Raw genomic sequence first — 22790 nt, 5'->3', positions numbered from 1 at the left:
GAAGAACCTCGCATTGGTGACGGTAATCGTTATCGGAAAATGTAGGAAGGCGAGGGAGGCGAGTCAAGGGGTCAGAGCACTATGACCCGGTTCCGCCCGCTTCGCTTGGCCTGGTACAGGGCGTCATCGGCCCGCTTGAGCAATCCTTCGATGGACTTGTCGTCGTCGGCCAGGGCGGTCACGCCGATACTGATGGTGAAGGTGATGGCTTGGCCGTGGGTCTTGACCTCATGCCGCTCCACGCGTCGCCGCAGCCGCTCGGCGGTGTTCTCGCCCGCGCCGATGCGGGTCTGGGTCAGGGCGGCCTGGAATTCCTCGCCCCCGACCCGGCCGAAGAGGTCGGTGGTGCGCAGGGTTGACTTGCACAGGGCGACCAGGTCCTTCAGCACGTCGTCCCCGGCCGGGTGGCCGTAGGTGTCGTTGATGCGCTTGAAGTGGTCGATGTCCAGGGAGAGGAGGACCAGGGAGGTGTTGTATCGCTTGCAGCGTTCGAATTCCTCGTTCAGTCGGGACATGAACTGGCGGCGGTTGCTGGCCCCGGTCAGGGGGTCGGTGGAGGCCAGGGTCCGCAGTTCGTCCTCCATCTGGCGCTGTTCGGTGACGTCCATGCTGATGCCGATGAGCCGGATGGGCATGCCCCTGTCGTCCATCTGGACCAGTCCCTCCAGGCGGATGTGGCGGGTTTCGCCGTCCTTTCGGATGATCCGGAATTCCAGATAGAGCGGCTCCTTGGTCTCAATGGAGCGGGCCAAATGGTGTTCGGTGGCGGCCAGGTCGTCCGGGTGGATGCAACTGCGCCAGAAGTCGAAAAGCTCCTCCGGAGGCAGGGGCGCGGCTTGATAGAGATCGAACATCTTACGGTCCCAGAGCAGGTCGTCGGTGCGCAGGTCCCATTCCCAGATACCCAGGTGGGCGGCGTCCGTGGCCAGGTCCAGGCGCTCGGCGATGGCCTTGAGGTCCTCTTCGCTACGCTTGAGGTCGGTCATGTCCCGGGCCTCGAAGGAGACGTATTGGGTGTCGTCGTTCTCCACCCGCACGGGCTGGTAGGTGATGGACATGTACCGGTCACCCCGGTCCGGGAGGTTCAGCCAGGTGGCCTTGGTCAGGGTTTCGCCTGCCAGGGCCCGGTCGATGGCTGGCTGGAACTGCTCCTCGAAGGCTTGGCTGCCGAAAAGAATGCCTACGGACTGCCCCACGATGGCCTCCCGGTCCAGGCCGAAGATGCGGGTGTAGGATTGGTTGACGATAACGTAGCGGTATTTGTTGTCGATGAGCGAGATGAGGTCCGGGTTGGTCTCGATGATCCGCTGGTAGCGCACAAGCTCCATGCGGGCCTGTTCGCGTTCCTGATCCTTTTTCATCAATTCGAGATTGAGTCCGGCCAGTTCGCGGTTGACCTGCTGGAGGCGCTCCGTGCGACGCCGGACCTTTTCCTCGAGTTCGGCCCGGGCTGTTCTCAGTTCCGCCCGGGACCGGCGGCGCTGGAGGATGCGCCAGGTGCCGTTCATGATCAGTTCGATGTGCCGGACGTCGTCTTCGGTGTAGTCGCTATGCTTGTTGCCTACCCCGGCCAGGTAGATGATACGGTTCTCGTCGAGGATCGGGACGCCCAGGTGATTGCGGACCGGAACGTGCCCCGCGGGGCAGCCCCGCTTGGATTGCAGGTTGGGGTAGTCGTTGGTCAGTACGGGCTTGCGCTGCCGCACTGGATCGCCCCAGAGGCCGGTGTCCCGGACCAGGTAAACCTCGGGGGGATTTTTCATGGCGCACTGTTTCAAGACGTTCTTGGACCACGCATAGAGGTGCAGTTCCGACTCGTCGTCGCTCAATCGGTAGATGTAGCCGATCTCGCTGTCGGTCACCTCGGTGATCGCCTCCAGGGCGAAGTCGAGGATCTCGCTTTCCGGTCGCTGAGTCATTTCGGACAGGGCATAGAGCTTTTCGAAGCGGATCTCGTCCAGCTCCAGCCGGTGCAGGGCCTGGCGGTACTCGGTAATGTCGGTGAAGGAAATCAGGTTGGCCCGGACTCCGCCATAGTCGATGGACCGGGCGCTCAGGCTGGCCCACATGGGCGTGCCGTCCAGGCGGCGCATGGGCACGGGGAAATTGCGGATGTGCTGCTTTTCCCGAAGTAGTTCGATGAGCTGATCGCGGTCGTTGACGTTGACGTAAAAATTCCGGGCGTCGTGCTTGCCGTCGGGCCCGGACAGGCCGAGGAACCGCTTGGCTTCGGCATTGGACAGGAGGATGTCTCCTCTTTCGGTGATGATGGCCATGCCGCCGGGAGCGTGGTCGAAGACCAGATGGTAGCGGTCCTCGCACGCCTCCTCGGCGGCACGCGCAAGGTCGGCTTCGAGTTCCGCGATGCGCTGTTGCGCCTGTTTCAACTGCCTGCGTGCCGAAGTATCGTCCATCTGAATCTCCCCTCCAAAATGTCCGGCGACTTCTGATTATCAATATCGCGTTTTTTTTGCGGAAGGTCAATGTGTGCGAGATTTTGGGCGGGACCGGAACAAAAAAAGGGGGGCGAGTGCCCCCCCGGTAACGGTTTTCCGGATGTCGTCCTACTGCTTGCCGAAGATCTGCGCCGGGCGGGTTGTGTCGCCGGTGGCGTTGGGGAAGTCGGGATAGCGGTAGGCCTTGGTGTTGGTCTCGATCAGGTGGCGGGCCTCTTCCATGAACCGGTTGTAGCGGTGCTTGCACTCGTAGAAGCCGTGCCACCAGGCGTAGTCCGGGGCCATCATGGCGGTGCCCATGCGGGCCCGGCGGCCTTCGTGGTGCCACAGTTCGTAGAACTCCACCTCCAGGTGCTCGTCGAAGTACTTGGTCTTGTCGAGCAGTCCCTTTTCATAGAGTTCGTCCAGGGTCTTCTTGGCGGGCTTGAAGTAGACCTCGTTGTACTCCTTCACCGAGGTGTCGAGCTGGGTGTAGAAGTCGTCGATCCACGACTGGCCGTGGCATTGGCTGCAGATGTTCTTCATCTTGTCGCGTTCGACCTTCCAGTCCGTGGCCGCCGGCAGCGGCTTGAACTCGGACGGCCGGACCGTCAGCGGGGCCTGGGTCTCCCAGGATATGCGTTCGGTCACATCGTGGGTGGTGGCCACATCGCCCGATCCGGACATGTGGCAGGCGGCGCAGGTCGGGGCGCGGTAATCCACGCCCGGGGTCCAGGCGCCGGGTGCGGAGTCGAAGTTATACTCCTGCTTGAAGGCTTGGTAGATGTCGCCGTGCTTGGACTCGTTGTAGATTTCGATCTGCGGATGGTCCGGGCCGAGGTGGCATTGGCCGCAGGTTTCGGGCTTGCGCGCCTCCATGACCGAGAAGCGGTGCCGGGTGTGGCAACTGGTGCAGGAGCCGAGGGAGCCGTCCATGTTCAGGCGGCCGACGCCCACGTTGGGCCAGGTGTCGGGATCGAGCTTGCCGTCCTTCATCTTGAGCACCGTGCCGTGGCAGTAATAGCAGCCGGTCTTGCGTTCGTTGTCGGAGTTCATGCCGCCGTTGAGCCACGGGTCGAGCTTCCAGATGATCTCGATGGTGTTGGCGTGCTTGCTCTTGGCGTATTGCTTGGCCTCGTCCGGGTGGCAGCGGGAACAGTCCTTGGGCGTGACCGCCGCGGCAACGGGCACGAAGTACTGCTTTTCGCCCATGGGCAGGTTGCCCATGGAGTAGTATTTCTCATGGGCCACGCTGATGTCCTGTTCGCCGGGCTGGGCCTGGTGACAGTCCAGGCAGGTGATGCCTGCCGAGGCGTGGCGGCTCATGGCCCAGTCGGCGAAGATGCCGGGGGTCTCCTGTTTGTGGCATTCGATGCAGGCCGTGCCCTGGGGCGGGGTGGCCCGGTCCATGCGCAGTTCGCGGACTTTGGGGAAATTCTGCGCGCCGGACGCGATGGCGGTCAGGGCGATGACGGCCAACACGGCGGCGAGGGTGAACGTCATTCTGCGATACATACACTACCTCCTAGATACCCAGGTTGGGCAGCCCCTCGGCCCGATAGGGGGCGCGGAACTGCTTGTACTCGAAGAACTGTCTGTCGTTGTGGACCAGGTGCCGATGGCAGTCGGTGCAGCGGTATTCCTGGCCGTTTTCGGCGTAGAGCACCCGGCGGTGGGCCAGCATGGCCCCGCGCTTGCCCGGCAGGTGCAGGATGTTCCGGTGGCACTTCATGCACTGGTCGTTTTTCATGGTCGCCCAGATGCGCTCGCGCATGACCGCTCTGTCGTAGTCCTCGGCTCCGCCCGTGAAGTGGGCGAACACGTCCTTCATCCCGTGCATGGTCTTGGTGAAGAAGAAATCGACGGTGTCCTGGGGCGCGGGCAGGTGGCAGTCCATACAGTCGGCCACGAATCCCTGCGCGTTGTTGACGTGCGTCGAGCTCTTCCAGGCCATGACCGCCGGACGGATCTCGTGACAGCTCCCACAGAACTCCGGGGTCGAAGTCCTGACCATGGTGTAATAGGTCATGCTGAAGATGGGGAAGGCGATCAAGATGCCGAACAGGACCAGCAGGATCGACTTGGTTTTTCGCTCCATACCTCCTCCCGGTTGTTTCCCCGCCTTCGGTCCATTCGCCCCCGGACCGGATGGAAGGGATGGTTTAGGCCCAAGTAGCATAAAAAAAGGAAAAGAGGCAGAAGGAAAACGTTATATTCCGCATTCGGCTTCGCGTTTTCGCGCATCCGCCGGAAAATTGGGCAGAAAAAAGGCCGGGAAGCTATTCCCGGCCGGAAGAGGCGCCTGGGGCCGAGGCGGCTACAGCCCGCACTCGGCCCGGGGGAAGGCGATCTCGAAGCAGGCGCCACCTTCCTCCCATGCGTCGGCCCGGATCTTCCCGCCGTAGTCGGTGACGATGCCGTAGGAGATGGACAGGCCGAGCCCTGTGCCCTTGCCCACGTTCTTGGTGGTGAAAAATGGCTCGAAGAGGCGTTCGCGGATGGCCGGGGGGATGCCCGCGCCCGTGTCGCAGATGCGGAAGACGATACGTTCGGGCGTGCTGAAGGAACGGAGCAGGATGCGCTTGTCCGCGTTCTTGTCGTCTTTCCAGCGATCCGCAATGGCGTCGCGGGCGTTGAGCAGGAGATTGATGACCACCTGTTCCAGCCGGTTCGAATCGGCCATGATCAGGGGCAGGTCCTCTTCCAGTTCCCAGACCACCCGGATGTTGTGGACCTGCAATTGCTGGCTGAAGAACTCGAAGCCGCGTTCCAGGACCTCGTTGACCTGCACCGGCATGGTCCGCAGGTCGGCCTTGCGCCCGAATTCGCGCATATGTTCGATGATCTTGGCCGCCCGGTCCACATGGGTGGAGATGCCCTCGGCCAGTTCGCGCATGATCTCCGGGGAGACTTCGGCCCCGTTCTCGGCCCGGTGCGAGAGCAGGTTGGAGATGGCCTGGAGGATGGTCAGGGGCTGGTTCAGTTCGTGGGCCACGCCCGTGCTCATTTCGCCCAGCGTGGTCATTTTGCTGGCCTGGATGAGCTGCTGTTCCACCTCGACCTTGCGGGTCACGTCCGTGCAGGTGACGATGAGAGTATCGTTGCCCTCGAAGCGGGCCGGGGAGATGCTCAGGAAGACGAAAAACGGCCTGTCCGACTTGTCCACGTGGGTGCACAGCTCGATCTCCGCCTGGGTGCGTACGGCCTCCTCCCAGTCCCGGGCCTCGTCCTCGCGGAAGAAGGTCATGAAGGACCGGCCGCGCAGTTCAAGCTGGCTCCAGCCGTACATCTCCTGGGATGATTCGTTGCTGTTGAGAATCTCCAGCGTCTTGCGGTTCAGGACGAAGACCGCGTTGGGAATGGAGTCGAAGATGGCGTGGTAGCGGTGCTCGGAGGCGGCCAGCTTGGACTCCAGCTCGCGCCGGTGGGTGATGTCCACCATCATCTCCATGGCGGCCACCACTTCGCCCCGCTTGTTCTTGACCGGCGAGGTGTACACAATCCAGTGGATCGGGTGGCCGTCCTTGGACATGCCCGATTCTTCGGACATGTGGGACTGGCCGTCGCGGAGGGTCCGGTCCACGGGGCAGGCCTTGCATTTTTCGAGGCGGCCCTTGTTCACCTGCCAGCAGCGCTTGTTTCCGGGGCTGCCGAAGTGCCATTCGTAGGCCAGGTTGTGGCGGAGAATCCGGTATTCGGCATCCACCACCGAAACCAGGCAGGGCACGTTGTCGAACAGGTTGCGGTACTCCTCGCGCTGTTCCAGAAGTTCTCGGTGTTTGTCCGCGACCCGCTTGCCCATCATGTTGAGGGCCTGGCCCAGGGTGCCGATCTCGTCCACCTGCTCGATGTCGATGTCCGTGTAGTCGGAATCCCCGCTGATGCCCCGGGTGGCGGTGATGAGCCGTTTGATGGGCCGGAAGATGAACCGGTACGTGAAGGCGAACAGGGCCAGGAAGGTGGCGGTGAAGACCATCGCGGCGATGCCCATGTTGGCCCGCTCGAACATCCGGATCATGGAATTCTTGGCGTCCATGTTCACGGTGACGTCCAGCAGGCCGAGGACCTGCTCGTCCTTGGAGTGGACATGGCACGGGCCGGGGGAGCACCCTTCGGAGTTGGCGATGGGGGTCATGATGGCCATGAGCTGGCTGTTGCCCGACTCGATCATTCGGGTGCGCTTGGGCAGGGGCAGGGCCGGGGGCGGCGGCTCGTACTGGTGGCAGGCCCGGCAGGCCGGGGCCCCCTGGCCGATGACCGTGCCGATTTCGCCCGGGATGTTGGAGAAGACGATGCGTCCCTTCTTGTTGTAGACCCGGATGTTTTCGATCTCTTCCTGCTTGGCGATGTTGTTGATGTTCTCTTTGATGTCCTCTTCATCGTCGAGCATCATGGCGTAGTGCAGGGCGAGCATGATCGTGTCCGACACCATCTCGATGTCGGACATGACGTTGGAGACCACGTTGTTCTTGAAGTAATAGACGTTGAATCCGGCCCACAGGAGGATACACAGGGTCAGCGTCACGCCGCCCGACAGGATCATCTTCGCTATCAGGCTTTCGCGGAATCGCTTGAGCACCTTCATGTTTTTCTCCCGCCCGTCCGGGCCGGTCAGGCTAGTCGGCACGCCTGGGCGGGTTCACGGGACAGAGGTAGGCGTCCTTCATCAGGTCGGCCAGGGAATAGGAATCGAGCATCTTGTACATGGCCAGGGAGGCGTCGTCCCAGATGGACCGCTTGAGGCAGACGGCCGCGCGCGGACAGGTGGAAGGGTCGCCCTCGCAGCCCAGGACCTGTTCCTCGCCGTCCAGGATGCGGGCCACCTCGCCGATGGAAATGTCCTCGGGCTCACGCACCAGGACGTTGCCGCCGTTGGGTCCGCGCTTGCCTTTCACATAGCCCGCCTGCTTGAGCATCTTGATCAATTTTTCCAGATACTTCAGGGACAGCCCTTCGCGTTCTGCCGTATCTTTGCTCGGGACCGGACTGCCGTTCTCGGAGTGGAGGGCGATGTCCAGGAGCAATCGGGTGCCGTAACGGCTGCGTGTGGTCAATTTCATGGTCTGTGTCCCCGGCGGTGAAAAGTGGTGGGCGCGCGGTGCGCGTCCGGGAAGCATAGGGAAAAACACCGCGACAATCAATCGAGCCGTCTCCGACGGGCCCTCCTTCCCCCGCTATTGCCCGGCCCGGGCGGGCAGGGTGATGATGAAGGTCGAGCCTTGGTTCGGGGTGGACTCCACCCGGATGGACCCGCCGTGCTGCTCGATGGTCTGGTTGGAGATGAACAGCCCGATGCCCGTGCCCCGCTTGCCCTTGGACGAGAAGAACAGGGTGAAGATCTTGTCCCGGGTCTCCCTGTCCATGCCTGCGCCGTTGTCCGTCACGGTGATGACCAGGCCGTCCTCCCCGCGCCGGGCGGACAGGGTCAGCCTGCCGTTTTCCCGCCCCTCGCAGGCGTCCACGCCGTTCTCCAGGAAATTGACCAGGGCGGCGGACAGGGCCGCGGTATCGGCCTGGACGGTGCCCAGGTCCGCGGGGATGTCGCGGACGAATTCCACGCTGTGGGATGCCGCCCGGGCAGCGCCCACGTCCGCCGTGTCGTTCAGGAACCGGGCCGCGTCCACGGTCTCGGTTTCGAGTTCGCGGGACTTGGCGTAATAGAGGATGTCCAGGACCATCTTCTTGACCCGGCCGATCATGGACTTCAAGGTCTTGGTGGCTGCGTCCACGCGCTCGGCGTCTCCTTTTCGGAGCCCCGATTCCAGGCGGTAGATGCCGCCGTCCAGCGAGGTCAGCATGCCTTTGACTCCGTGGGACATGGAGCCGAGCATGATGCCCAGCGAGGTCAGGTGGTCCTGGAGCTTGCGGATTTCGGTGATGTCCGTGGACAGCTCCATGGCCTGGAAGATGCGGCCCGAGGCGTCGTGCAGGGGCGCGGCCTGGACGAGCATGTGCTTCTGCTCGCCGGACAGGGTGGTGACCACGGTCTCCCGCTGGCGCGATTCACCGTCGAGCAGGGTTTTATCCACCAGGCACCCCTCGCACGGCTCGTCGCGGTGCTTGTACGCCTCGAAGCAGAAATGCCCCTCGACCTCGCCGAAGTCCCGCTTGAACAGCCGGTTGGCTTCGACGATGTTCAGGTCCGCATCCTGCACGGTGATGTAGCAGGGGGCCTCGTCGAACAGGCGGCGGTATTTGTATTGGGTGGTGTACAGCTCGTCCTGCAGGCGCTTGAGCTCGGTCATGTCCACGGAGATGTCCAGGACCAGTTCGATCTCGCCGTCCTTGTTGGGCAGGGGCGCGGTGTAGACCGTGACCGGAATTTCCTCGCCGTCCTTGCCCAGGAAATTTTCCTTGCTCCGCTGGCCCTTGCCAGTCTGGAAGGTGCGCTGCACCGGGCAGGCGTTGCCCGGCGAGGTGCGGTCCGAGTAGATGTCGAAACTGTTGTTGCCCACCTGATTGCCCAGCCGTTCCTCGAACAGTCTGTTGTGGGCCACGATTTCCAGGTAGCGGTTGTGGACGGACACCAGGCAGGGCAGTTCGTTGAACACTCCGTAGCTCGTGTCCGCCTCCTGAGCCGCGTCGAACAGGGCCGTGGACATGCTCTGGACCACCTGGCAGGCGGCGTTTTGGCGCTCCAGCTCCACGATGCGGTCGGTCTTTTCCTCGACCAGTTTTTCCAGGTTTTCGGTGTACTCTCGCAGTTGCAGCTTCATGCTGTAGCGTTCGCGGGCGCGCTCCAGCGAGATTTCGAGGACGTCGTTGTTGATCGGTTTGGTGATGAAGTCCGAGGCGTCGAATTTGAGGGATTCGATGGCCAGGTCCATGTCCCCGTGCCCGGTGATCATGACCACCTCGGTGTCCGGAGAGCGTTCCTTGACCGCCTTGAGGAGCTCGATGCCGTCCATGACGGGCATCTTGATGTCGGTGAAGATGATATTGGGCTGGAAGGAATCGAAAAGGTCGAGGGCTTCCCGGCCGTTGGCGGCGGTTTCCACCTCGTAGCCAAGATCCATCAGCGAGAGACCGAGGAAGCGACGGACGCCTTCCTCGTCATCCACGAGCAGCAGTCGTTTGAAGTCCATCATACCCTCCGGGAGAGCGTTCCCGTCGGCCGCCCGCGCGACCGCTTTCCTGCGGAAAGCTCTTCAGTCCAGGATTACCGGGCCGGGCTATTCCCCCAGCGCCTCGTGTACGATCTGGATCACATCCGCCGGGTCGAAGGGCTTCTTGATGGTCGCCACGGCCCGCCGTATGGCCAGATGGATTCCCGACAGCCCGGAGATGACGATCACCGGGATGTCCGAGAACTCCTTCTCACTGGTCAGCCGACGGTAGAAACGCGGTCCCCATTCATGGGGCATTTCGATGTCCAGCGTAATGAGGTCCGGCTTTTCAGCCATGGCCACCTCGAACGCGGATACTCCGTCGGAAGCGCGGCAGGTCTTGTATCCGTGATCTTCGAATACGCTGACGAGGTAATCGACGATGTCCGGATCGTCGTCCACCACCATGATTTTTTTTGGCATGAGCTCAACCTGGTTTCGAGTGGCGGGACAATCCCGCTACGCCTGCAAGGGTATACTCAACCTGCGCGCGAGTTCAAGTCGGAAAATTCGGCCCGCGAGCCGTGTCCGGCTCGCGGGCCGACGGGGCCGTGTCCGGCCGCCCCGCTAGCCGATGGCGTCCTTGACAATCTTCAGCAACTGAGCGGGCTCAAAAGGCTTCGTCAGGCTTGCGATGGCCTTCGGAATAGCGTATTGGATCGCGTTGAGGCCGCTGATGACCACCACCGGGGTGCGCTTGAGCGCATCATCCTGGCTGATCTTGCGGTAGAACCGCGGGCCCCATTCGTTGGGCATCTCCAGGTCCAGCGTGATCAGGTCGGGTTGTTCGGCCTTGGCGATCTCCACGGCCTCGGCGCCGTCGTTCGCGGTTACGGTCGCGTAGCCGTTGTCGCCCAGCAATTCTGACAGGTACGAGCGGATTTCCTGGTCGTCGTCGACTATGAGAATCTTCTTGGACATGATGTTCCTCCTGGTACTCGCGAATCAATTCCTTGATTCTTGATTTGCCGCAGTCGCTCCCGCCAAGGCCGGCTGCGGCATTTATATTTCACTCGACGCGCCCGGCACACGCCGGGCGCGTCTCTTTCAACTGTCTAGACCTTGTCCGGCTTGCTCACGCTGACCACCGGGCAACCGGCGCGCAGAATGACCTGCTCCATGGTGGAGCCGATGCGCGCCTTTTCCGGGTCGAGTTCGAGCGAGTGGTGGGCCAGGACGATCAGGTCGGCGCTGCGCTCGCGGGCGATCTTGACGATCTCCACGTAGGGCACGCCTTCCCAGACCTCGATGTCGAAGTTCTTGAAATCGCCCATCAGCGGCACGTAGGCCGCGCGGATGCGGGCCCGGGCGGCGATGAGCCGGTCCTCAATGGCGTTTTGGTCCAGGACCTTGCCGCTGATGTCCAGGGCGTGGAACAGGGTCAGGTCGCAGTCCAGCTCCCTGGCCGAATTCAGGGCGAACCTGAAGGCGCTGTCCGCCTGCTTGGAGAAGTCGGTGGCAAAGACGATGTTGCCGAATCCGCCCCAGTAGGAGGCGGTCTCGCGGTGCACGGTCATGACCGGGCAGCGGGCCGCCTTGGCCACGCGCTGGAGGGTCGATCCGGGGTAGCCCTTGCGGTAGGCCGACGAGTCGCCGGAGCTCGCGCCCATGACGATCAGGTCGGCGTCCTCGGACCGCGCCGCGCGCAGGATCTCGCGGCTGGGCACGCCCGTGGTGGTCACGATCTTGGCGTACTGGACCGACTCGATCTGCTTCTCGAAGGTGGATTTCAGTTCCTCCTCGACCCAGGCGCGGTACTCGTCGTCCACCTCGATCTCCTCGCCGGTGCGCACGTCGTTGACCACCTGGGAGTAGGCCTTGGTGGGCACGCCCATGACGTGGAAGACGACCACCTCGGCCCCGTAGCGTTTGGCCATGTCGAAGGCCACCCGTGCGGCGCCGAAGGTGGACGGAGCACCGCTGGTCGCCAGTAGAATCTTCTTGAACATAATTCACCTCGTCCTTTGGTTACACGGTCTCCGGGTTATTCCTCGGTGGGGCGCAGGTGCTCGGGCACGTCGAGCATCTTGATGATCAGCGGCTTGAGGAAGGACCAGCGGATGCCGATCTTGTACTCTTCCTCCAGGTCGCGGATGGCGTCCCAGCAGTTGTGGCACGGGGCGATGACCAGCTTGGCGCCGGTGTCGAGGATCTGTTCCATCTTCTTGCGCAGGGCCACGTTGCGCTGCGCTCGGTACAGGCCGATGCCGTTGAACCCGCCGCCGCCTCCGCAGCAGTAGTTGTGCTCCTTGTTGGGAGACATCTCCACGAAGTAGCCGGGCTCGACGATGTAGCTGAGGATCTCGCGGGTGACGTCCTTGAGCCCCTGGTTGCGCACGTAGTTGCAGGAGTCCTGAAGGGTGACCAGTTCCTTGATCCGCTTGGACGGGTCGATCTTGAGCTTGCCGGAGCGCAGGGCCTCGGCCAGCCATTCGACGTAGTGGATGTACGGCACGGGCGGCTGTCCGTCGGGACGGCCCGCCCAGTAGGGGCCCTCGATGACCGTGGCGCGGTGGGCGTGGCCGCATTCGGTGCCGATGGCACGCTTCGGCTTGAGGCGCTCCAGCGCGGAGTAGACGTTCAGGACGTTGTCCTTGCAGCACTCCCAGTCGCCGGCGAACATGGACAGGGAGGTCTGTTCCCAGCCCTCCGAAGGCACGGTCCAGTTCTCGCCCGCCACGTGGAAGAGGATGGCCGCCTCGGCGATGTCCTCGGGGTAGTGCTTGGGCTCGCGGGCGTTGCAGGTGTACATGATGTCCGCGCCGACCTTGTCCACGGGAATCTCCAGGCCCGGCCAATCTTCCTCGTTCTCCTCGGCCATCCACTCGCAGGTCTCCACCCAGTCCTCGGTGGTCACGTCCATCTGGGCGCGGTAGACGCGGTGCATGCCCGAGCCGATCTTCAGCTCCCACGGTACGAAGCCCTGGGAATAGAGCAGGCCGCGCAGGTAGCTGAACATGACGCCCACGTCGATGCCGTGGGGACAGTACATGCCGCAGCGGTTGCAGCAGGTGCACTTGGACCAGGCGGTCTCCATGCACATCTGCATGAAGGCGTTGTCCACCTTGCCCTTCTTCTTGACCATCACCCCGAGGGTGGACTGGATCTTATAGGACGGGACCTGTTCGGGCACCCGACCGTTGACCTGGTACAGGAAGCAGGACTCGGCGCACAGGCCGCAGTGGGCGCAGATGTCGAGCCATGTCTTGGTCCGGGATTTCATGGTCTTCTGGATGGTGGACCAGAGCTTGTCCGTGTCCACATCCAGGTGGTTCATCTCTTCGTAATATTGCTTGCCGCCCTTATCGCCGAGGGTCGCCTTGAGCTGTTCCTCGGTGTTGATCGGCGTCTTGTTGCAAAATATACCTTCAGGCATTTCGGTTCTCCGTTATGTAAGCTGAAGCCCGGTTACCAGGCCATGTCCGTACCCTTCATGCCGCCGCGCTTGATGCCGTAGTCCATGCCCAGCTGCATGCGGGACATGAAGAACAGCACCACGTGGCTGAGCTTGGTGAAGGGCAGGGCCAGGAGCCAGATTTCGCCGCTCGCGATGTGCGCGGCGAGCCAGAAGTCGTAGTTCCCCATCTCGTACCGGGCGATCAGGCCGGTGATGAAGGGCATCACCGAAATGACCAGCAGCAGGTAGTCGTAGAAGGTGGTCAGGATGCGCACCTCGGGGAAGGCTATGCGTCGCAGCAGGAGGAACAGTCCCCCCACCAGGCAGACCCAGGCCAGTCCGTCGGCCACCCCGGTGGGCAGGGCGGGCAGGCTGAAACCGAAGGCGTTCCTGAACATCACGTTGTGCGCTTCCAGGAAGACCGGGGTGACCAGCAGCCCGATGTGGAAGGCGAAGAAGAGAAGGGTGAAGCCGGGGCGGGTCTGCCACAGCCGGGCCTTGAACGGGATGATGAAGGCCAGGATGGAGCGCACGCCCCCCCGGATGCCGTATTTCATGTTGGGACGGTACGCCACGCGGTCGAGCTGCCAGTTGAGGCCCTTGACATACATCACGGTGCGAACGAGCAGGCCGCCAAAGCTGACGATAAACGTCGCCCAGAGCATCGGCCCGGTCAGGAAATCATACATTTCCGCTACTCCTTGATTGTCAAATCGTTGGTTTTTAAACGATGGCCCGTGAGGCTAGTCGTCCTTCTTGTTGCCGCCCATGAGGAAGCGCCAGTACAGCGTCGCCGCCACCAGGATGCCGCCCATGATCAGGTACACGGTCCCCTTGGTGAACGTGTAGTAGTCTTGGAGAGTGTAGAATTCCATGGCAACCTCCTAGTGTTCGCCCTTGTAGTCCGGATGCTCATAGAAGATGGGCATCTTGGTGGAAATGAACCGGAAGGCCAACACGCCGATGGTCACCACGAACAGGGAGATGGTGATCTCGCCCCAGCTCGGGAAGTACCGCTGGGCGGCAGGGAGCTGGTAGTTGAAGGCGACCATGGAGATGTTGAACCTGTTGACGATGATGCCGAGCACGGTCAGTCCGGCGGCCCAGCGGATCACGGTCAGATTCTTGTCCCGCACGCCCACGGCGTACAGGAAGGACGGCAGGGCCACGAAACCGAGCATCTCCACCAGGAACCACGCGCCGTAGCCGGTGGCCAGGTAGTGCCAGTTGTTGTCGTAGGCCAGGCCGATAACCTTGATGGCGAAGTACCCGAACAGCACGAGGGAAGCGGCCTTGCCGAAACCCAGGATAAGGCCATCGTGGTTGTCCAGGTACTCCTTGTCCATCAAGTGGTGCATGGGCTTGTGGGAGAGGGTGCCCTCGAAGATGACCATGGACAGGCCCGCGCAGATGCTCGACACGAAGAAGAACACCGGGAGGTACTGGGAGTACCACAGCGGGTGGAGCTTCGAGGGGACGATGGTGTACAGCGCGCCCAGGGAAGACTGGTGCAGCGTGGACAGGATCACGCCCAGGATGGTCAGGGCCAGGGTCGCCTTGACCACGATGTTGCGGATCTTCTTCATGCCCAGCCATTCGAACAGGGCGGGCGTGAATTCGACAAACAACACGCTCAGGTAGATCATGACGCACAGGCCCACCTCGAAGAGCAGGGACGTGGTGCCCTGCTGGACGAAGATGGGATAGGGCAGCCGCCAGGGGCGGCCAACGTCGTAGCCCAGGGCGAAGACCACCAGGGCATACCCCAGGAAGGCGGTCAGAATGGCCGGGCGCACGCCTGCGTGGTAGCGCTTGAGGCCGAAGAGATAACAGGCGGCGGAGGTGGTGTATCCACCCGCGGCCAGGGCCACGCCGCAGAGCAGGTCGAAGCCGATCCAGAGGCCCCAGGGGTTGTTCTGGTCCAGGTTGGTGACGGTCCCCAGACCGCCGGTGAAGCGCATCACCGTGACCACCAGCCCGGCGATGAGAATGACGGTTGCGATAAGATTGAACGGCGTGAAGAGGGACTTCTTCGCCACCGCAGTGGTTTCGACAGACATCTAGGACTCCTCCTCGTTGGTTCCGGCGTCCTCTTCCTTGGGAGCGAGCGCCTCTTCGACGGCCTTCTTGACCTCGACCTCGATGCGCCGCTGGCTGGCCTGCTCGGCCTTGCCCAGCTCCTCGTGAAGCTTCTTTTCGGCCTCGTCGCCCGCCCGTCTGAGGGCGTCCTTGACGGCCTTGACGCGTTCTTCGTTGGCCACCTTGGCGTTGCGCTGGCTGACGGCGTAGATGCCACCCAGGAGCACGGGCCACAGGCCGACCACGATGGGAACGGCGGCCAGGGGACCGGCGGTCAGTTCGGGGGCCGAGGCGGTGCCCAGGTCCTCGCGCATGCCGATCTCGGAGAACGGTACGCCGGACAGGTACATCCAGCTCGTGCCGCCCATCTCGTGCTCGCCGTAGATGTGGTCCACGTAGCGGTCGGGGTAGGTCTCGATGCGCTTGCGGGCGATTTTGATCAACTCCTCGCGCAGGCCGAAGGTCAGGGCCTCCTTGGGACACCGCTCCACGCAGCCGGGGAGCTTGCCCTCCTGGAGGCGGGGGTAGCACATGGTGCACTTGCGCACCCGGGGGGTCAGCGGTTCGTCATATTCATAGGTCGGGATCGAGAACGGGCAGGCCACCATGCAGTAGCGGCAGCCCACGCAGACCGAGGCGTCGTAGGTCACCGCGCCGTTGGGTTGCTTCTTGAAGGCCTTGACGAAGCAGGCCGAGGCGCAGGCCGGTTCCAGACAGTGGTTGCACTGGTTCTTGCGGAAGAACACGCCCTTGGATGTCTGGTATTTGTTGACTACGGTATAGGTCTTGTCGTCGGTCCGGCGTTCGACGTCGAGCACGGTCAGATCGTCGAACGGCTTGGCCGGAGCGGGCAGTTCGTTGACCTCGTTGCAGGCTTGTTCGCATTGACGGCAGCCGATGCAGCGGGTGGCGTCAAAGAGCACGCCATGGGTGTCGGGGTGCGGGCCGAAGTGCTTGTTCGCGGCCTTGGCCGGGGTGGCCAGCGCTGCGCTCGCGCCCGCGGCGCCCAACAATCCGAGGAAGGTTCTGCGTAACATCGTGTACTCCTTCGGCTAGTTGGTTTTCTTCTCGTGGCACGCGACGCAGTTGGTGGCAGCGGGCTTTTCGAGCTTCATTTCTTTATGGCAATTCATGCACTGGCCGTGGTAGGCGGCCTTGAGTCCCGGCCTGCCTTCGCTTTCGAAGGCCTTGCCGTGACAGGAGGCGCACTTGGGCGGCGTCAGGGTAGCCGGGGCGTTGTGGTGGCAACCGGCGCACACGGCCTCGGGGGTCGCATGGAAGGTCGCGGCCAGCTTGCTGCCCCGCATGCCCTTGTACAGGCTCATGACGATCTTGCGGTGGGGCATTTTGCTCGGCTGATACTGATCGGCCAACGCGCCGATGTTCACGAACTCGGGGATGTCCTTCTCGGCGACCATGGCCTGGGTTTCGGAACGGTCCGCGATGACCCTGGCTGCCTCGGCCGCCCGCTCTTCCTTGGACATGGCGGCGGGATTCAGGGGCGCGCTCGCCATGAGCGGAAGCACGGACTTGCCCGCGCCCGCGTTGTGGCAGGTGGCGCAAGAGTCCTTGGACAGGGCCTCGGCGGCCGGACGGGCGTCATGGCAGCCCGCGCATTCGGGCTTCTTCTGCGCCTGGGCATGGCAGCCCACGCAGGTGGCCGGGTCGCTCACATCGTGCAGGGCGTCGAAGGAGGTATTCAGCTTGGCGTTGACGCCGTCCTTGTGGCAGGTCAGGCAGGACGCGGTCTCGGCCTCGTGGAGTTTGTGGTCGAAGGCCACCGGCGCCATGCCGGACGGCTTTTCGGCGGCGGCCCCGGGCTTGGTCTCGGGGGCCAGGAGTACGGCGTCGGGCTGCTTGCGCGGCAGGCGCGGCAGGGTGCCGCCCATGGCCTTCAGGTTCTTGGCCAGCTCGACCGCGCGTTCGGCGGTCTGCTTCTCGCCGTGGCAACCGGCGCACTGCACCGGGCCGGAGCGGTCGGCCTTCTTTTCTATGTAGGTTTCATGGCAAGTCACGCACTGGTTGTGGAAGACGTCCTTGAGGGGCTCGGTCTTGGCCGTCTCGGAGAAGCGCCAACTGTCCTCTTCGCCCGCCTTCTTGTGGCATGCGCCGCAGTTGGTGTCCTTGCCCGCGTCGGCCGGGATGAGCTGGGAATTCCAGTGGACGAAGTGAAGCGCGTTGTCCATGCCCGCCGCGACCCGGTCGGCGGCCTCGGGCCGCTCCTGGTGACAGCTGCGACATTCGCCCGCCTTGGGGCCGGACTTGAAGCCCTTTTCCTCGCTGGCGACGTGGCAGGAAATACAGCCGTTGTGGTAGAGATCCTTGAGCCCGGACGCGGTCGTCTCCGGGGACGCTTCGCCTTCCCGCCGGTCGAAGGCCAGGATCAGGTTGCCCTTTTCGTCCTTCCTGTGACAGGATTCGCAGCTCATGCCCTGATCCTTCAGGGCCTTGGTATGCGCGTCGTGCCGGAACACGGCCGCGGGTTGCTCCAGTGTCTCCAGTCTGGCGATGGTGTCGATCTTGATCACGTCAGGTCGCCCGGCGGCCTGGTCCGCCGTGTGGAGCATGCCCATGGCTTCCAACTGGAAGCCGAGCACACCGGCCAGCGCGATCACGATGACGGTCAATCGCAATATCCGTTTACCGTTTGCCATGTGTCGATCCCTTTCTCAAAAGCGTTGATGGCAATGAACCGGCCTCCTCGGCCCGTTCCCCCTGGTCCCGTTTGCGGGAACCTCCGGCCCCCAAACGCGGCATTTCCCGCCGCGCAAATATCCGGTCTTAAATTCCCCCGGTTGGGTAGGTTAAAATACCTACTCAACTACGAGGTATTAATACCTACTTGCCCGGTATGTTAGATGTCAGGGATTCGTCAAGCATAAAATACGAGATGGGAATAGTTCTCAAACACCATTCAACAGCCTGAAATAAAACAGGAACCAGTTGAGTGGGTTGTTTGAAAATCGTTCTCATGACAAGGGGCCAGGCCAAGGCTGGCAAGGGCTTTGCGAGGGAGTTCACATACCCGTCGGCAGGGCGTGAAAAAAGAGGAGAATCGCTCGGGAACAAGAAAATCGGACCCTACTCCCATCAGGGAGAAGGGCGGATCAAGGGGGCACCGGGCGGAAAGGGGAGAAGAGGGGAACGGGACCGGCCGAAGAGTCGGCCCGCCCGCCGGAAGGGGCTAGGGCTTTTTCACGATTTCATGGACCCAGCGATTCTCCGAGACCCGCTCGGAGATCACATAGCCCTTTTCGCGTAGGAAACGCATTTTCCGTCCGCCGTCGCCGGTGGAGAAAAGTCGTTGGCCAACCTGATGCTGGGAAAGAAACTTCATGGCCGCTTTTTTATAATTGGTGAAGAAACCAAACATGGAAAGACCTCCAATCTTGCCGGGGGATGAAACCTAGCACCGACATGCTGTACAGTCCACCACAACTTGCCACTCCTTTCAAGTATTGCACATGGTTGCACATCCTCCCGAAAATCACGACGGAACCGGCGGTTCCACTGCCCCCCCTATCCGCCGTCCGCCTGCGGCGCGCAGGCCGAAACGAGGCCGCCGGGAGTTGACCCGGCCCCGCCTGATGCTCTCGCCCCCGGAGCTTTGCCCCATGTAGACGCCCAATGCCGGGGGAACGGTCGTGAACCGGTGCTAAAAGCCGGGTTGGGCAACCCCGGATGGAGCGAGGAAAAGGAGTTGGCGCGCGGTAAGGTATGAATATTGACTCATGCGTCGAAATGAAACAAGCAGGAAGGATGATTACCCACAGGAGGTTCGTATGGAAAAGATTCTTATCATCGGATGCCGCAACACCATGGACGACGTCTGTATCGGCTGTTCCCGCTGCCTGGTGGCCTTCAACCGGCGCGAGGGCCAGTTCGCGCGCTATGCGGGCAAAGAGGCCGAGGTCCTGGGCATTCTCAACTGCGGCGGCTGTCCGGGCGCGTCCATCGTCCAGCGGCTGGCCCAGGTCAAGCTCTGGAATGTCCCCCTGAAGGAGCAGCCCACCGTGGTACACATCGGCCCGTGTCTGTCGGACCATTGTACTCACGCCGACGACGTGATCACCAAGATCCAGGCCAAGTCCGGCCTGGAAGTCGTCGAGGGCACCCACCCATACATGCCCGAGAAGATCTGGGGTTGATTTCCGCGTGGCGCAATGAAAAGGCGGCCGCCGGAGCGAATCCGGGGCCGCCTGCCGGTGCGTGGGAAGGTCGGGCCTAGGAATCGACAAGCTCGATCTTGCTCTGCATGAATTCAGACCCCTTCCAGGTCCCGTTCAGTTCACGCGACAAGGTCTTGCCGCCCGGCAGGGACAGCGTGCCTGTCGCCGTGAAGGGTCTAGTGACGGGCCGCATTTGGGCGCTTATCCGGGCCAGATATTTCGTGCCCTTCTGGAAATCGATGTTCAGGGACGCCGTGTAAGTTACATTCCGGGTGAAGGAGTGAGTGGTCGATGTTGTCTCGGACTTGGAGTCCTCCTGCTTTGAGGAATGGGAAAAGCCCCCGGACGCCTTGCCTTTTCCTTTGTCGCCGCCGGCGGAGAAACCCAGGCCGATTTTGAAGTCGATATCGACCGCCTTGCTTGTGCTCTCTGCCCCGGAAAATTCCAGGGACGGGGAGACCGAAACATGATCCTGCAAGCTGATTCCCGACAAGCCGGTGACGTCTATCTTGTTCGAAAATCTTCCTTGTGCCCGTATATTCTCGTGGGCTGCCCGTATTGAGGCGTCCCGGACGTGATCGTCGTCGTGCCTGCATGGTAAGCGTAGCAATCCGGGATTTCCATGTCATCGGAGATCTTCCCGCCCGGCGACAGGTCAACAGTGGTATAGAGGATATTCATATGATCCATCGGGCGGCGTGCGGATCCGACGACAATCTCCAAATCACGGCCCAAAAACGGCGGGCAGCCGATGTATTTCCTCTGGCGGCTGTTTTTCCGGCGTATGTTGGCTGAAACGCTGTTTTTTCAAGATGACAGACTCCGTGCGGGGGCATATGGGTAGAAGTGCCGGTTCCCCTTCGGGAAGGCGGCCACGGCATGGTTCCGGGGTTGCGTTGCAACCACCAGGGAGCCCTTTGGCCGTGGCGTCGTCGGCGAGGAAAAGCGAGAGGTTTCATGTCATATATAATGGATATCATCAGCAACGATTGGATTTTCGTCGCCCGCTTACTGGTGGCCATGGTCTTGGGCGGTTTGGTCGGGTTGGAACGTCAGGTGCGCGGACGGGCTGCGGGACTGCGGACAAACATTCTGGTGTGCATGGGGTCTGCGGCCATCATTGTGACGTTCCAGAAGCTTTCCATGGAAATGAACATGGATGCGGAGTCGGCCATCCGCATGGATCCCGCCCGCACGGCGGCAGGCGTCATCACGGGCATCGGTTTTCTCGGGGCCGGAACCATAGTGAAGAGTCAGGATTTCGTGCGCGGATTGACGACCGCCGCGTCCATCTGGGTTGTTTCGGCCATCGGTGTGACGGTCGGTCTGGGGGAATACGTCATCGCCGTTCCGCTGACCATGCTGGTCCTGGTCGCCCTGTACGCGCTCCATCGCCTTCCGATCCGTGGGGACCACTTCTTTTCGCTGCGACTCGAATGGACGGGCGACCTCGCCTTGCTCGACGAAGTGATGGATCGAATCCATGGGGAACAGGGCGAGATCATCGAGCGTAGCGTCTCCCGCCAGCCCAATACGGGGAGATGCCGGGCGAATCTGAGCCTGAGGATGAACAACAAGCGGCACCATGTTTCGTTCTTCGACAACCTGCAAGCCGACGAACGCTTCACTGAGGTCGGTTTGAGTTGAGCGTGCCCGGTGGGCGTACCGGGCCCCGTGCCCGGGAGGGTCGCGATGCCTCGGTCCTTTCGCCGTTGTTGAGGTCTTTTTCGATCCCCGAAGACGCCCGTCGCAGGAACTTTCCGGCCACGGGCCACCGTCTCCCCCTCGTGAAACATCCCGGGGGACCTGAGCCGCTTTCCTGGGTTTGGATATTTTTTATAAATATTTTTATTTTTATTGAATATGGCTTGACTTGAAGCAATAAATAGTCGATTAATGCACCTTGCACCAGCCGCACCCGTGAAGGCGCGGTCAAATTGTGGCCAGCGCTGGTTTTAAGTTTACAAGTCTATCGAGGAGCCGTGTACGCATCTTGTACGCGGCTCCCTTTTTTCGGCGCACGGGCGCCATACATCCTCATTATTTTGGAGAATTTGCATGTCTAAGAAGCTTTATGTCGGCAACCTGTCCTGGACCTCTACTGAAGCCGAAGTGCGTACCGCCTTCGAAGCGTTTGGCGAAGTCACTTCTGTCAAGCTGGTCGAAGATCGTGAAACCGGTCGTCCCCGTGGCTTTGGTTTTGTGGAAATGGACGATGCCGGCGCTCGGGAAGCCATCGCGGCTCTCGACGGCAAGGAATTCGGTGGCCGCAATCTGAAGGTCAACGAAGCCAAACCCCGCGAAGAACGCCCCCGCTGGTAGTTCGCGAACTACGCCCTGAACGGCATGAGCGCCTGTCCTTCTTTTGAAGGACAGGCGCTTTTTCGTTGTTTTCGGACACCGTTCGCCGTAACCGACACCTTTACCCGCAGGTGCGGCGTCCGACGGCTTTTCCTGATCCAGAACCCATTAACCCGCTTCGCCGAGATCGTTTTTGCCTGCGTTGAGGGAACGCCCAAGGTGAAACAGGTCTACAAACTGTCGTAAGCAAAAGATAGGGACATGGCTGCTCCCCCATGGGGCCTTTCAGGCTGCGCTCTAACGGAAAGGGGGAAAAGACGAACGCCTTGCTAACGTCCCGACACGGCAAAATGCAAGCCGCTCTATCGAGATCTCGGTAGGGCGACTTTTTTATTTATCTTTCGGATTGCTACGTGAGGGGGAGCGTAAAAACCAGGCCAAAACGGGGACGGCTATTCCAACCCCAATGAGCATCCATGCGAACAGCTTCGGATACATAATAGAGACATCGTAATGGTGCATAGTTCCATTCAATAATCCAAACGTTCCTGCTGCAACCAGGGTCAGCCCCAGACCTATTTCAGACACTTTCACTCGCATTATTTCTTCTTTCTCCAATCGTTATACTCATCATACGCTTTACGTGTCCCGCTGCCCCAATAGCCAGGCCAAGACGCAGGAGGCGGTCCCGGCTCCAAAGCACCGGAGGCGAAGTCTGCTGCCGCTTTCGAGCCCGCTGCCAACTTATCCGGATGCTGCATCGCAGTAGCCGCTGCCGCAGTAGCCGCCTTTGCCGCACCTGCCGCGCCGACAATGCCGGAATTGATCCCGATCACCTTGTCCATGGCATCATGGACGCCTTCGGTGGCCGTGGGCTTGTCCTTGCCGTAATCCTTGTCGGTCTTCTTGCCGAACCAATCCGCAGCCTTGGCCGCCAGGTACGATCCGGTGGCACCAATGGCGGTCGCGCCTGCCATGCCTGCCGCAAAGGGCAGAAGAAACGGCAGCAGCCCTGTCGGATCGTTGGCGTTCACCGGATCATCCAAACAATACCCATACCAGTCCGGATCGCCGCCCCTGTCCCCGATGGGATCGGGCGCGGTCCACCTGCCGGTGAAGGTGTCGTAGTCACGCCAGCCGAAGCGGACAAAGCCCAGGTCCCGGTCATGCAGGCCACCTGCAAAGCCTATGCCCGCGCGCAGGCCCGGATTGGTGTCCTCGATGATCCCGCCGAAGGGATCGTAGAGGACTTCCTTTATCACGTCGCCGTCCGCGTCGGCAACCACGCGCAGGGAACCGACTT

General features: G+C 61.8%; 22 protein-coding genes. 3 read left to right on the top strand and 19 right to left on the bottom strand.

The window, feature by feature from the left end; genetic code table 11:
- Nucleotides 1-71: 71 nt before the first annotated feature.
- From J0909_RS06910 to J0909_RS06835, 16 genes are all read right to left on the bottom strand, one after another.
- On the bottom strand, nt 72-2414 hold the full coding sequence (locus J0909_RS06910) for a diguanylate cyclase (protein WP_207261583.1): 2343 nt from the start codon (nt 2412-2414) through the stop codon (nt 72-74).
- Between the two features lie 150 nt (nt 2415-2564).
- The gene (locus J0909_RS06905; RefSeq protein WP_207261581.1) at nt 2565-3950 is read right to left on the bottom strand and encodes a multiheme c-type cytochrome; all 1386 of its coding nucleotides are present in this window, start codon (nt 3948-3950) and stop codon (nt 2565-2567) included.
- Between the two features lie 10 nt (nt 3951-3960).
- The gene (locus tag J0909_RS06900) at nt 3961-4533 is read right to left on the bottom strand and encodes a NapC/NirT family cytochrome c (RefSeq protein WP_207261579.1); all 573 of its coding nucleotides are present in this window, start codon (nt 4531-4533) and stop codon (nt 3961-3963) included.
- 219 nt (nt 4534-4752) lie between these two features.
- Entirely contained in the window at nt 4753-7020 is a 2268-nt protein-coding gene (locus J0909_RS06895) for a PAS domain-containing protein (protein WP_286181852.1), read from the bottom strand.
- A 31-nt stretch (nt 7021-7051) separates the two neighbouring features.
- A complete protein-coding gene (locus J0909_RS06890; protein WP_207261577.1) occupies nt 7052-7495 on the bottom strand; it encodes an RrF2 family transcriptional regulator in 444 nt (147 codons plus the stop codon).
- A gap of 114 nt (nt 7496-7609) precedes the next feature.
- Nucleotides 7610-9520, bottom strand: a complete 1911-nt coding sequence (locus J0909_RS06885) for a hybrid sensor histidine kinase/response regulator (protein WP_207261575.1) — start codon at nt 9518-9520, stop codon at nt 7610-7612.
- Between the two features lie 87 nt (nt 9521-9607).
- Nucleotides 9608-9964, bottom strand: a complete 357-nt coding sequence (gene divK, locus J0909_RS06880) for a DVU0259 family response regulator domain-containing protein (protein WP_207261573.1) — start codon at nt 9962-9964, stop codon at nt 9608-9610.
- Between the two features lie 144 nt (nt 9965-10108).
- Entirely contained in the window at nt 10109-10462 is a 354-nt protein-coding gene (divK, locus tag J0909_RS06875; protein ID WP_207261571.1) for a DVU0259 family response regulator domain-containing protein, read from the bottom strand.
- 134 nt (nt 10463-10596) lie between these two features.
- Nucleotides 10597-11490 (bottom strand): universal stress protein, encoded by an 894-nt coding sequence (locus tag J0909_RS06870; protein WP_207261570.1) that lies wholly within the window; start codon nt 11488-11490, stop codon nt 10597-10599.
- Nucleotides 11491-11525: 35 nt separating this feature from the next.
- Nucleotides 11526-12917 carry a sulfate respiration complex iron-sulfur protein HmcF gene (hmcF, locus tag J0909_RS06865; RefSeq protein WP_207261569.1) on the bottom strand — a complete coding sequence of 464 codons (1392 nt, stop codon included), beginning with the start codon at nt 12915-12917 and terminating at the stop codon, nt 11526-11528.
- Nucleotides 12918-12949: 32 nt separating this feature from the next.
- Nucleotides 12950-13627 carry a sulfate respiration complex protein HmcE gene (hmcE, locus tag J0909_RS06860; RefSeq protein ID WP_207261568.1) on the bottom strand — a complete coding sequence of 226 codons (678 nt, stop codon included), beginning with the start codon at nt 13625-13627 and terminating at the stop codon, nt 12950-12952.
- A gap of 54 nt (nt 13628-13681) precedes the next feature.
- Nucleotides 13682-13813: a sulfate respiration complex protein HmcD gene (gene hmcD / locus J0909_RS06855; protein ID WP_207261567.1), complete on the bottom strand. Its 132-nt coding sequence runs from the start codon at nt 13811-13813 to the stop codon at nt 13682-13684.
- Between the two features lie 9 nt (nt 13814-13822).
- Nucleotides 13823-14998: a sulfate respiration complex protein HmcC gene (gene hmcC / locus J0909_RS06850; RefSeq protein WP_207261566.1), complete on the bottom strand. Its 1176-nt coding sequence runs from the start codon at nt 14996-14998 to the stop codon at nt 13823-13825.
- A complete protein-coding gene (gene hmcB / locus J0909_RS06845) occupies nt 14999-16054 on the bottom strand; it encodes a sulfate respiration complex iron-sulfur protein HmcB (RefSeq protein ID WP_207261565.1) in 1056 nt (351 codons plus the stop codon).
- 15 nt (nt 16055-16069) lie between these two features.
- Nucleotides 16070-17671 carry a sulfate respiration complex hexadecaheme cytochrome HmcA gene (hmcA, locus tag J0909_RS06840; protein WP_207261564.1) on the bottom strand — a complete coding sequence of 534 codons (1602 nt, stop codon included), beginning with the start codon at nt 17669-17671 and terminating at the stop codon, nt 16070-16072.
- A 530-nt stretch (nt 17672-18201) separates the two neighbouring features.
- Nucleotides 18202-18390, bottom strand: a complete 189-nt coding sequence (locus J0909_RS06835; RefSeq protein ID WP_207261562.1) for a hypothetical protein — start codon at nt 18388-18390, stop codon at nt 18202-18204.
- A gap of 409 nt (nt 18391-18799) precedes the next feature.
- On the opposite strand from J0909_RS06835, the gene J0909_RS06830 reads away from it, so the two are divergent.
- On the top strand, nt 18800-19165 hold the full coding sequence (locus J0909_RS06830; RefSeq protein ID WP_207261561.1) for a CGGC domain-containing protein: 366 nt from the start codon (nt 18800-18802) through the stop codon (nt 19163-19165).
- 76 nt (nt 19166-19241) lie between these two features.
- Here the strand turns inward: J0909_RS06830 and J0909_RS06825 are convergent, their stop codons facing one another.
- Nucleotides 19242-19664 carry a hypothetical protein gene (locus J0909_RS06825; RefSeq protein WP_207261560.1) on the bottom strand — a complete coding sequence of 141 codons (423 nt, stop codon included), beginning with the start codon at nt 19662-19664 and terminating at the stop codon, nt 19242-19244.
- Nucleotides 19665-20143: 479 nt separating this feature from the next.
- On the opposite strand from J0909_RS06825, the gene J0909_RS06820 reads away from it, so the two are divergent.
- On the top strand, nt 20144-20833 hold the full coding sequence (locus J0909_RS06820; RefSeq protein WP_207261559.1) for an MgtC/SapB family protein: 690 nt from the start codon (nt 20144-20146) through the stop codon (nt 20831-20833).
- A gap of 411 nt (nt 20834-21244) precedes the next feature.
- A complete protein-coding gene (gene rbp, locus J0909_RS06815) occupies nt 21245-21508 on the top strand; it encodes an RNA-binding regulator (protein ID WP_207261558.1) in 264 nt (87 codons plus the stop codon).
- A gap of 369 nt (nt 21509-21877) precedes the next feature.
- Here rbp and J0909_RS06810 read toward each other — a convergent pair whose 3' ends face one another.
- Together J0909_RS06810 and J0909_RS06805 are read right to left on the bottom strand one after the other, a co-directional pair.
- Nucleotides 21878-22105, bottom strand: a complete 228-nt coding sequence (locus J0909_RS06810) for a hypothetical protein (protein ID WP_207261557.1) — start codon at nt 22103-22105, stop codon at nt 21878-21880.
- On the bottom strand, nt 22087-22790 hold a 704-nt coding region (locus J0909_RS06805), incomplete at its 5' end, for an RHS repeat-associated core domain-containing protein (RefSeq protein WP_207261556.1). The genes J0909_RS06810 and J0909_RS06805, both read right to left, overlap by 19 nt.

Origin of the sequence: Desulfovibrio sp. Huiquan2017 (assembly GCF_017351175.1) — a bacterium.
Taxonomy (GTDB): Bacteria; Desulfobacterota; Desulfovibrionia; order Desulfovibrionales; family Desulfovibrionaceae; genus Pseudodesulfovibrio.
The sequence above is the reverse complement of the archived record's forward strand: the minus strand, read 5'-3'. Positions and strand labels throughout refer to the sequence as shown.

Excerpts from the sequence above, each read along its gene's own strand:
- J0909_RS06820 (WP_207261559.1), top strand. The coding sequence starts at position 20,144 with ATGTCATATATAATGGATATCATCAGCAACGATTGGATTTTCGTCGCC.
- J0909_RS06835 (WP_207261562.1), bottom strand. The coding sequence starts at position 18,390 with ATGTTTGGTTTCTTCACCAATTATAAAAAAGCGGCCATGAAGTTTCTT.
- hmcB (WP_207261565.1), bottom strand. The coding sequence starts at position 16,054 with ATGTTACGCAGAACCTTCCTCGGATTGTTGGGCGCCGCGGGCGCGAGC.
- hmcD (WP_207261567.1), bottom strand. The coding sequence starts at position 13,813 with ATGGAATTCTACACTCTCCAAGACTACTACACGTTCACCAAGGGGACC.
- J0909_RS06885 (WP_207261575.1), bottom strand. The coding sequence starts at position 9,520 with ATGGACTTCAAACGACTGCTGCTCGTGGATGACGAGGAAGGCGTCCGT.
- J0909_RS06870 (WP_207261570.1), bottom strand. The coding sequence starts at position 11,490 with ATGTTCAAGAAGATTCTACTGGCGACCAGCGGTGCTCCGTCCACCTTC.
- hmcE (WP_207261568.1), bottom strand. The coding sequence starts at position 13,627 with ATGTATGATTTCCTGACCGGGCCGATGCTCTGGGCGACGTTTATCGTC.
- J0909_RS06830 (WP_207261561.1), top strand. The coding sequence starts at position 18,800 with ATGGAAAAGATTCTTATCATCGGATGCCGCAACACCATGGACGACGTC.
- hmcF (WP_207261569.1), bottom strand. The coding sequence starts at position 12,917 with ATGCCTGAAGGTATATTTTGCAACAAGACGCCGATCAACACCGAGGAA.
- rbp (WP_207261558.1), top strand. The coding sequence starts at position 21,245 with ATGTCTAAGAAGCTTTATGTCGGCAACCTGTCCTGGACCTCTACTGAA.
- J0909_RS06910 (WP_207261583.1), bottom strand. The coding sequence starts at position 2,414 with ATGGACGATACTTCGGCACGCAGGCAGTTGAAACAGGCGCAACAGCGC.
- hmcC (WP_207261566.1), bottom strand. The coding sequence starts at position 14,998 with ATGTCTGTCGAAACCACTGCGGTGGCGAAGAAGTCCCTCTTCACGCCG.
- J0909_RS06905 (WP_207261581.1), bottom strand. The coding sequence starts at position 3,950 with ATGTATCGCAGAATGACGTTCACCCTCGCCGCCGTGTTGGCCGTCATC.
- hmcA (WP_207261564.1), bottom strand. The coding sequence starts at position 17,671 with ATGGCAAACGGTAAACGGATATTGCGATTGACCGTCATCGTGATCGCG.
- divK (WP_207261571.1), bottom strand. The coding sequence starts at position 10,462 with ATGTCCAAGAAGATTCTCATAGTCGACGACGACCAGGAAATCCGCTCG.
- J0909_RS06900 (WP_207261579.1), bottom strand. The coding sequence starts at position 4,533 with ATGGAGCGAAAAACCAAGTCGATCCTGCTGGTCCTGTTCGGCATCTTG.
- J0909_RS06890 (WP_207261577.1), bottom strand. The coding sequence starts at position 7,495 with ATGAAATTGACCACACGCAGCCGTTACGGCACCCGATTGCTCCTGGAC.
- divK (WP_207261573.1), bottom strand. The coding sequence starts at position 9,964 with ATGCCAAAAAAAATCATGGTGGTGGACGACGATCCGGACATCGTCGAT.
- J0909_RS06895 (WP_286181852.1), bottom strand. The coding sequence starts at position 7,020 with ATGAAGGTGCTCAAGCGATTCCGCGAAAGCCTGATAGCGAAGATGATC.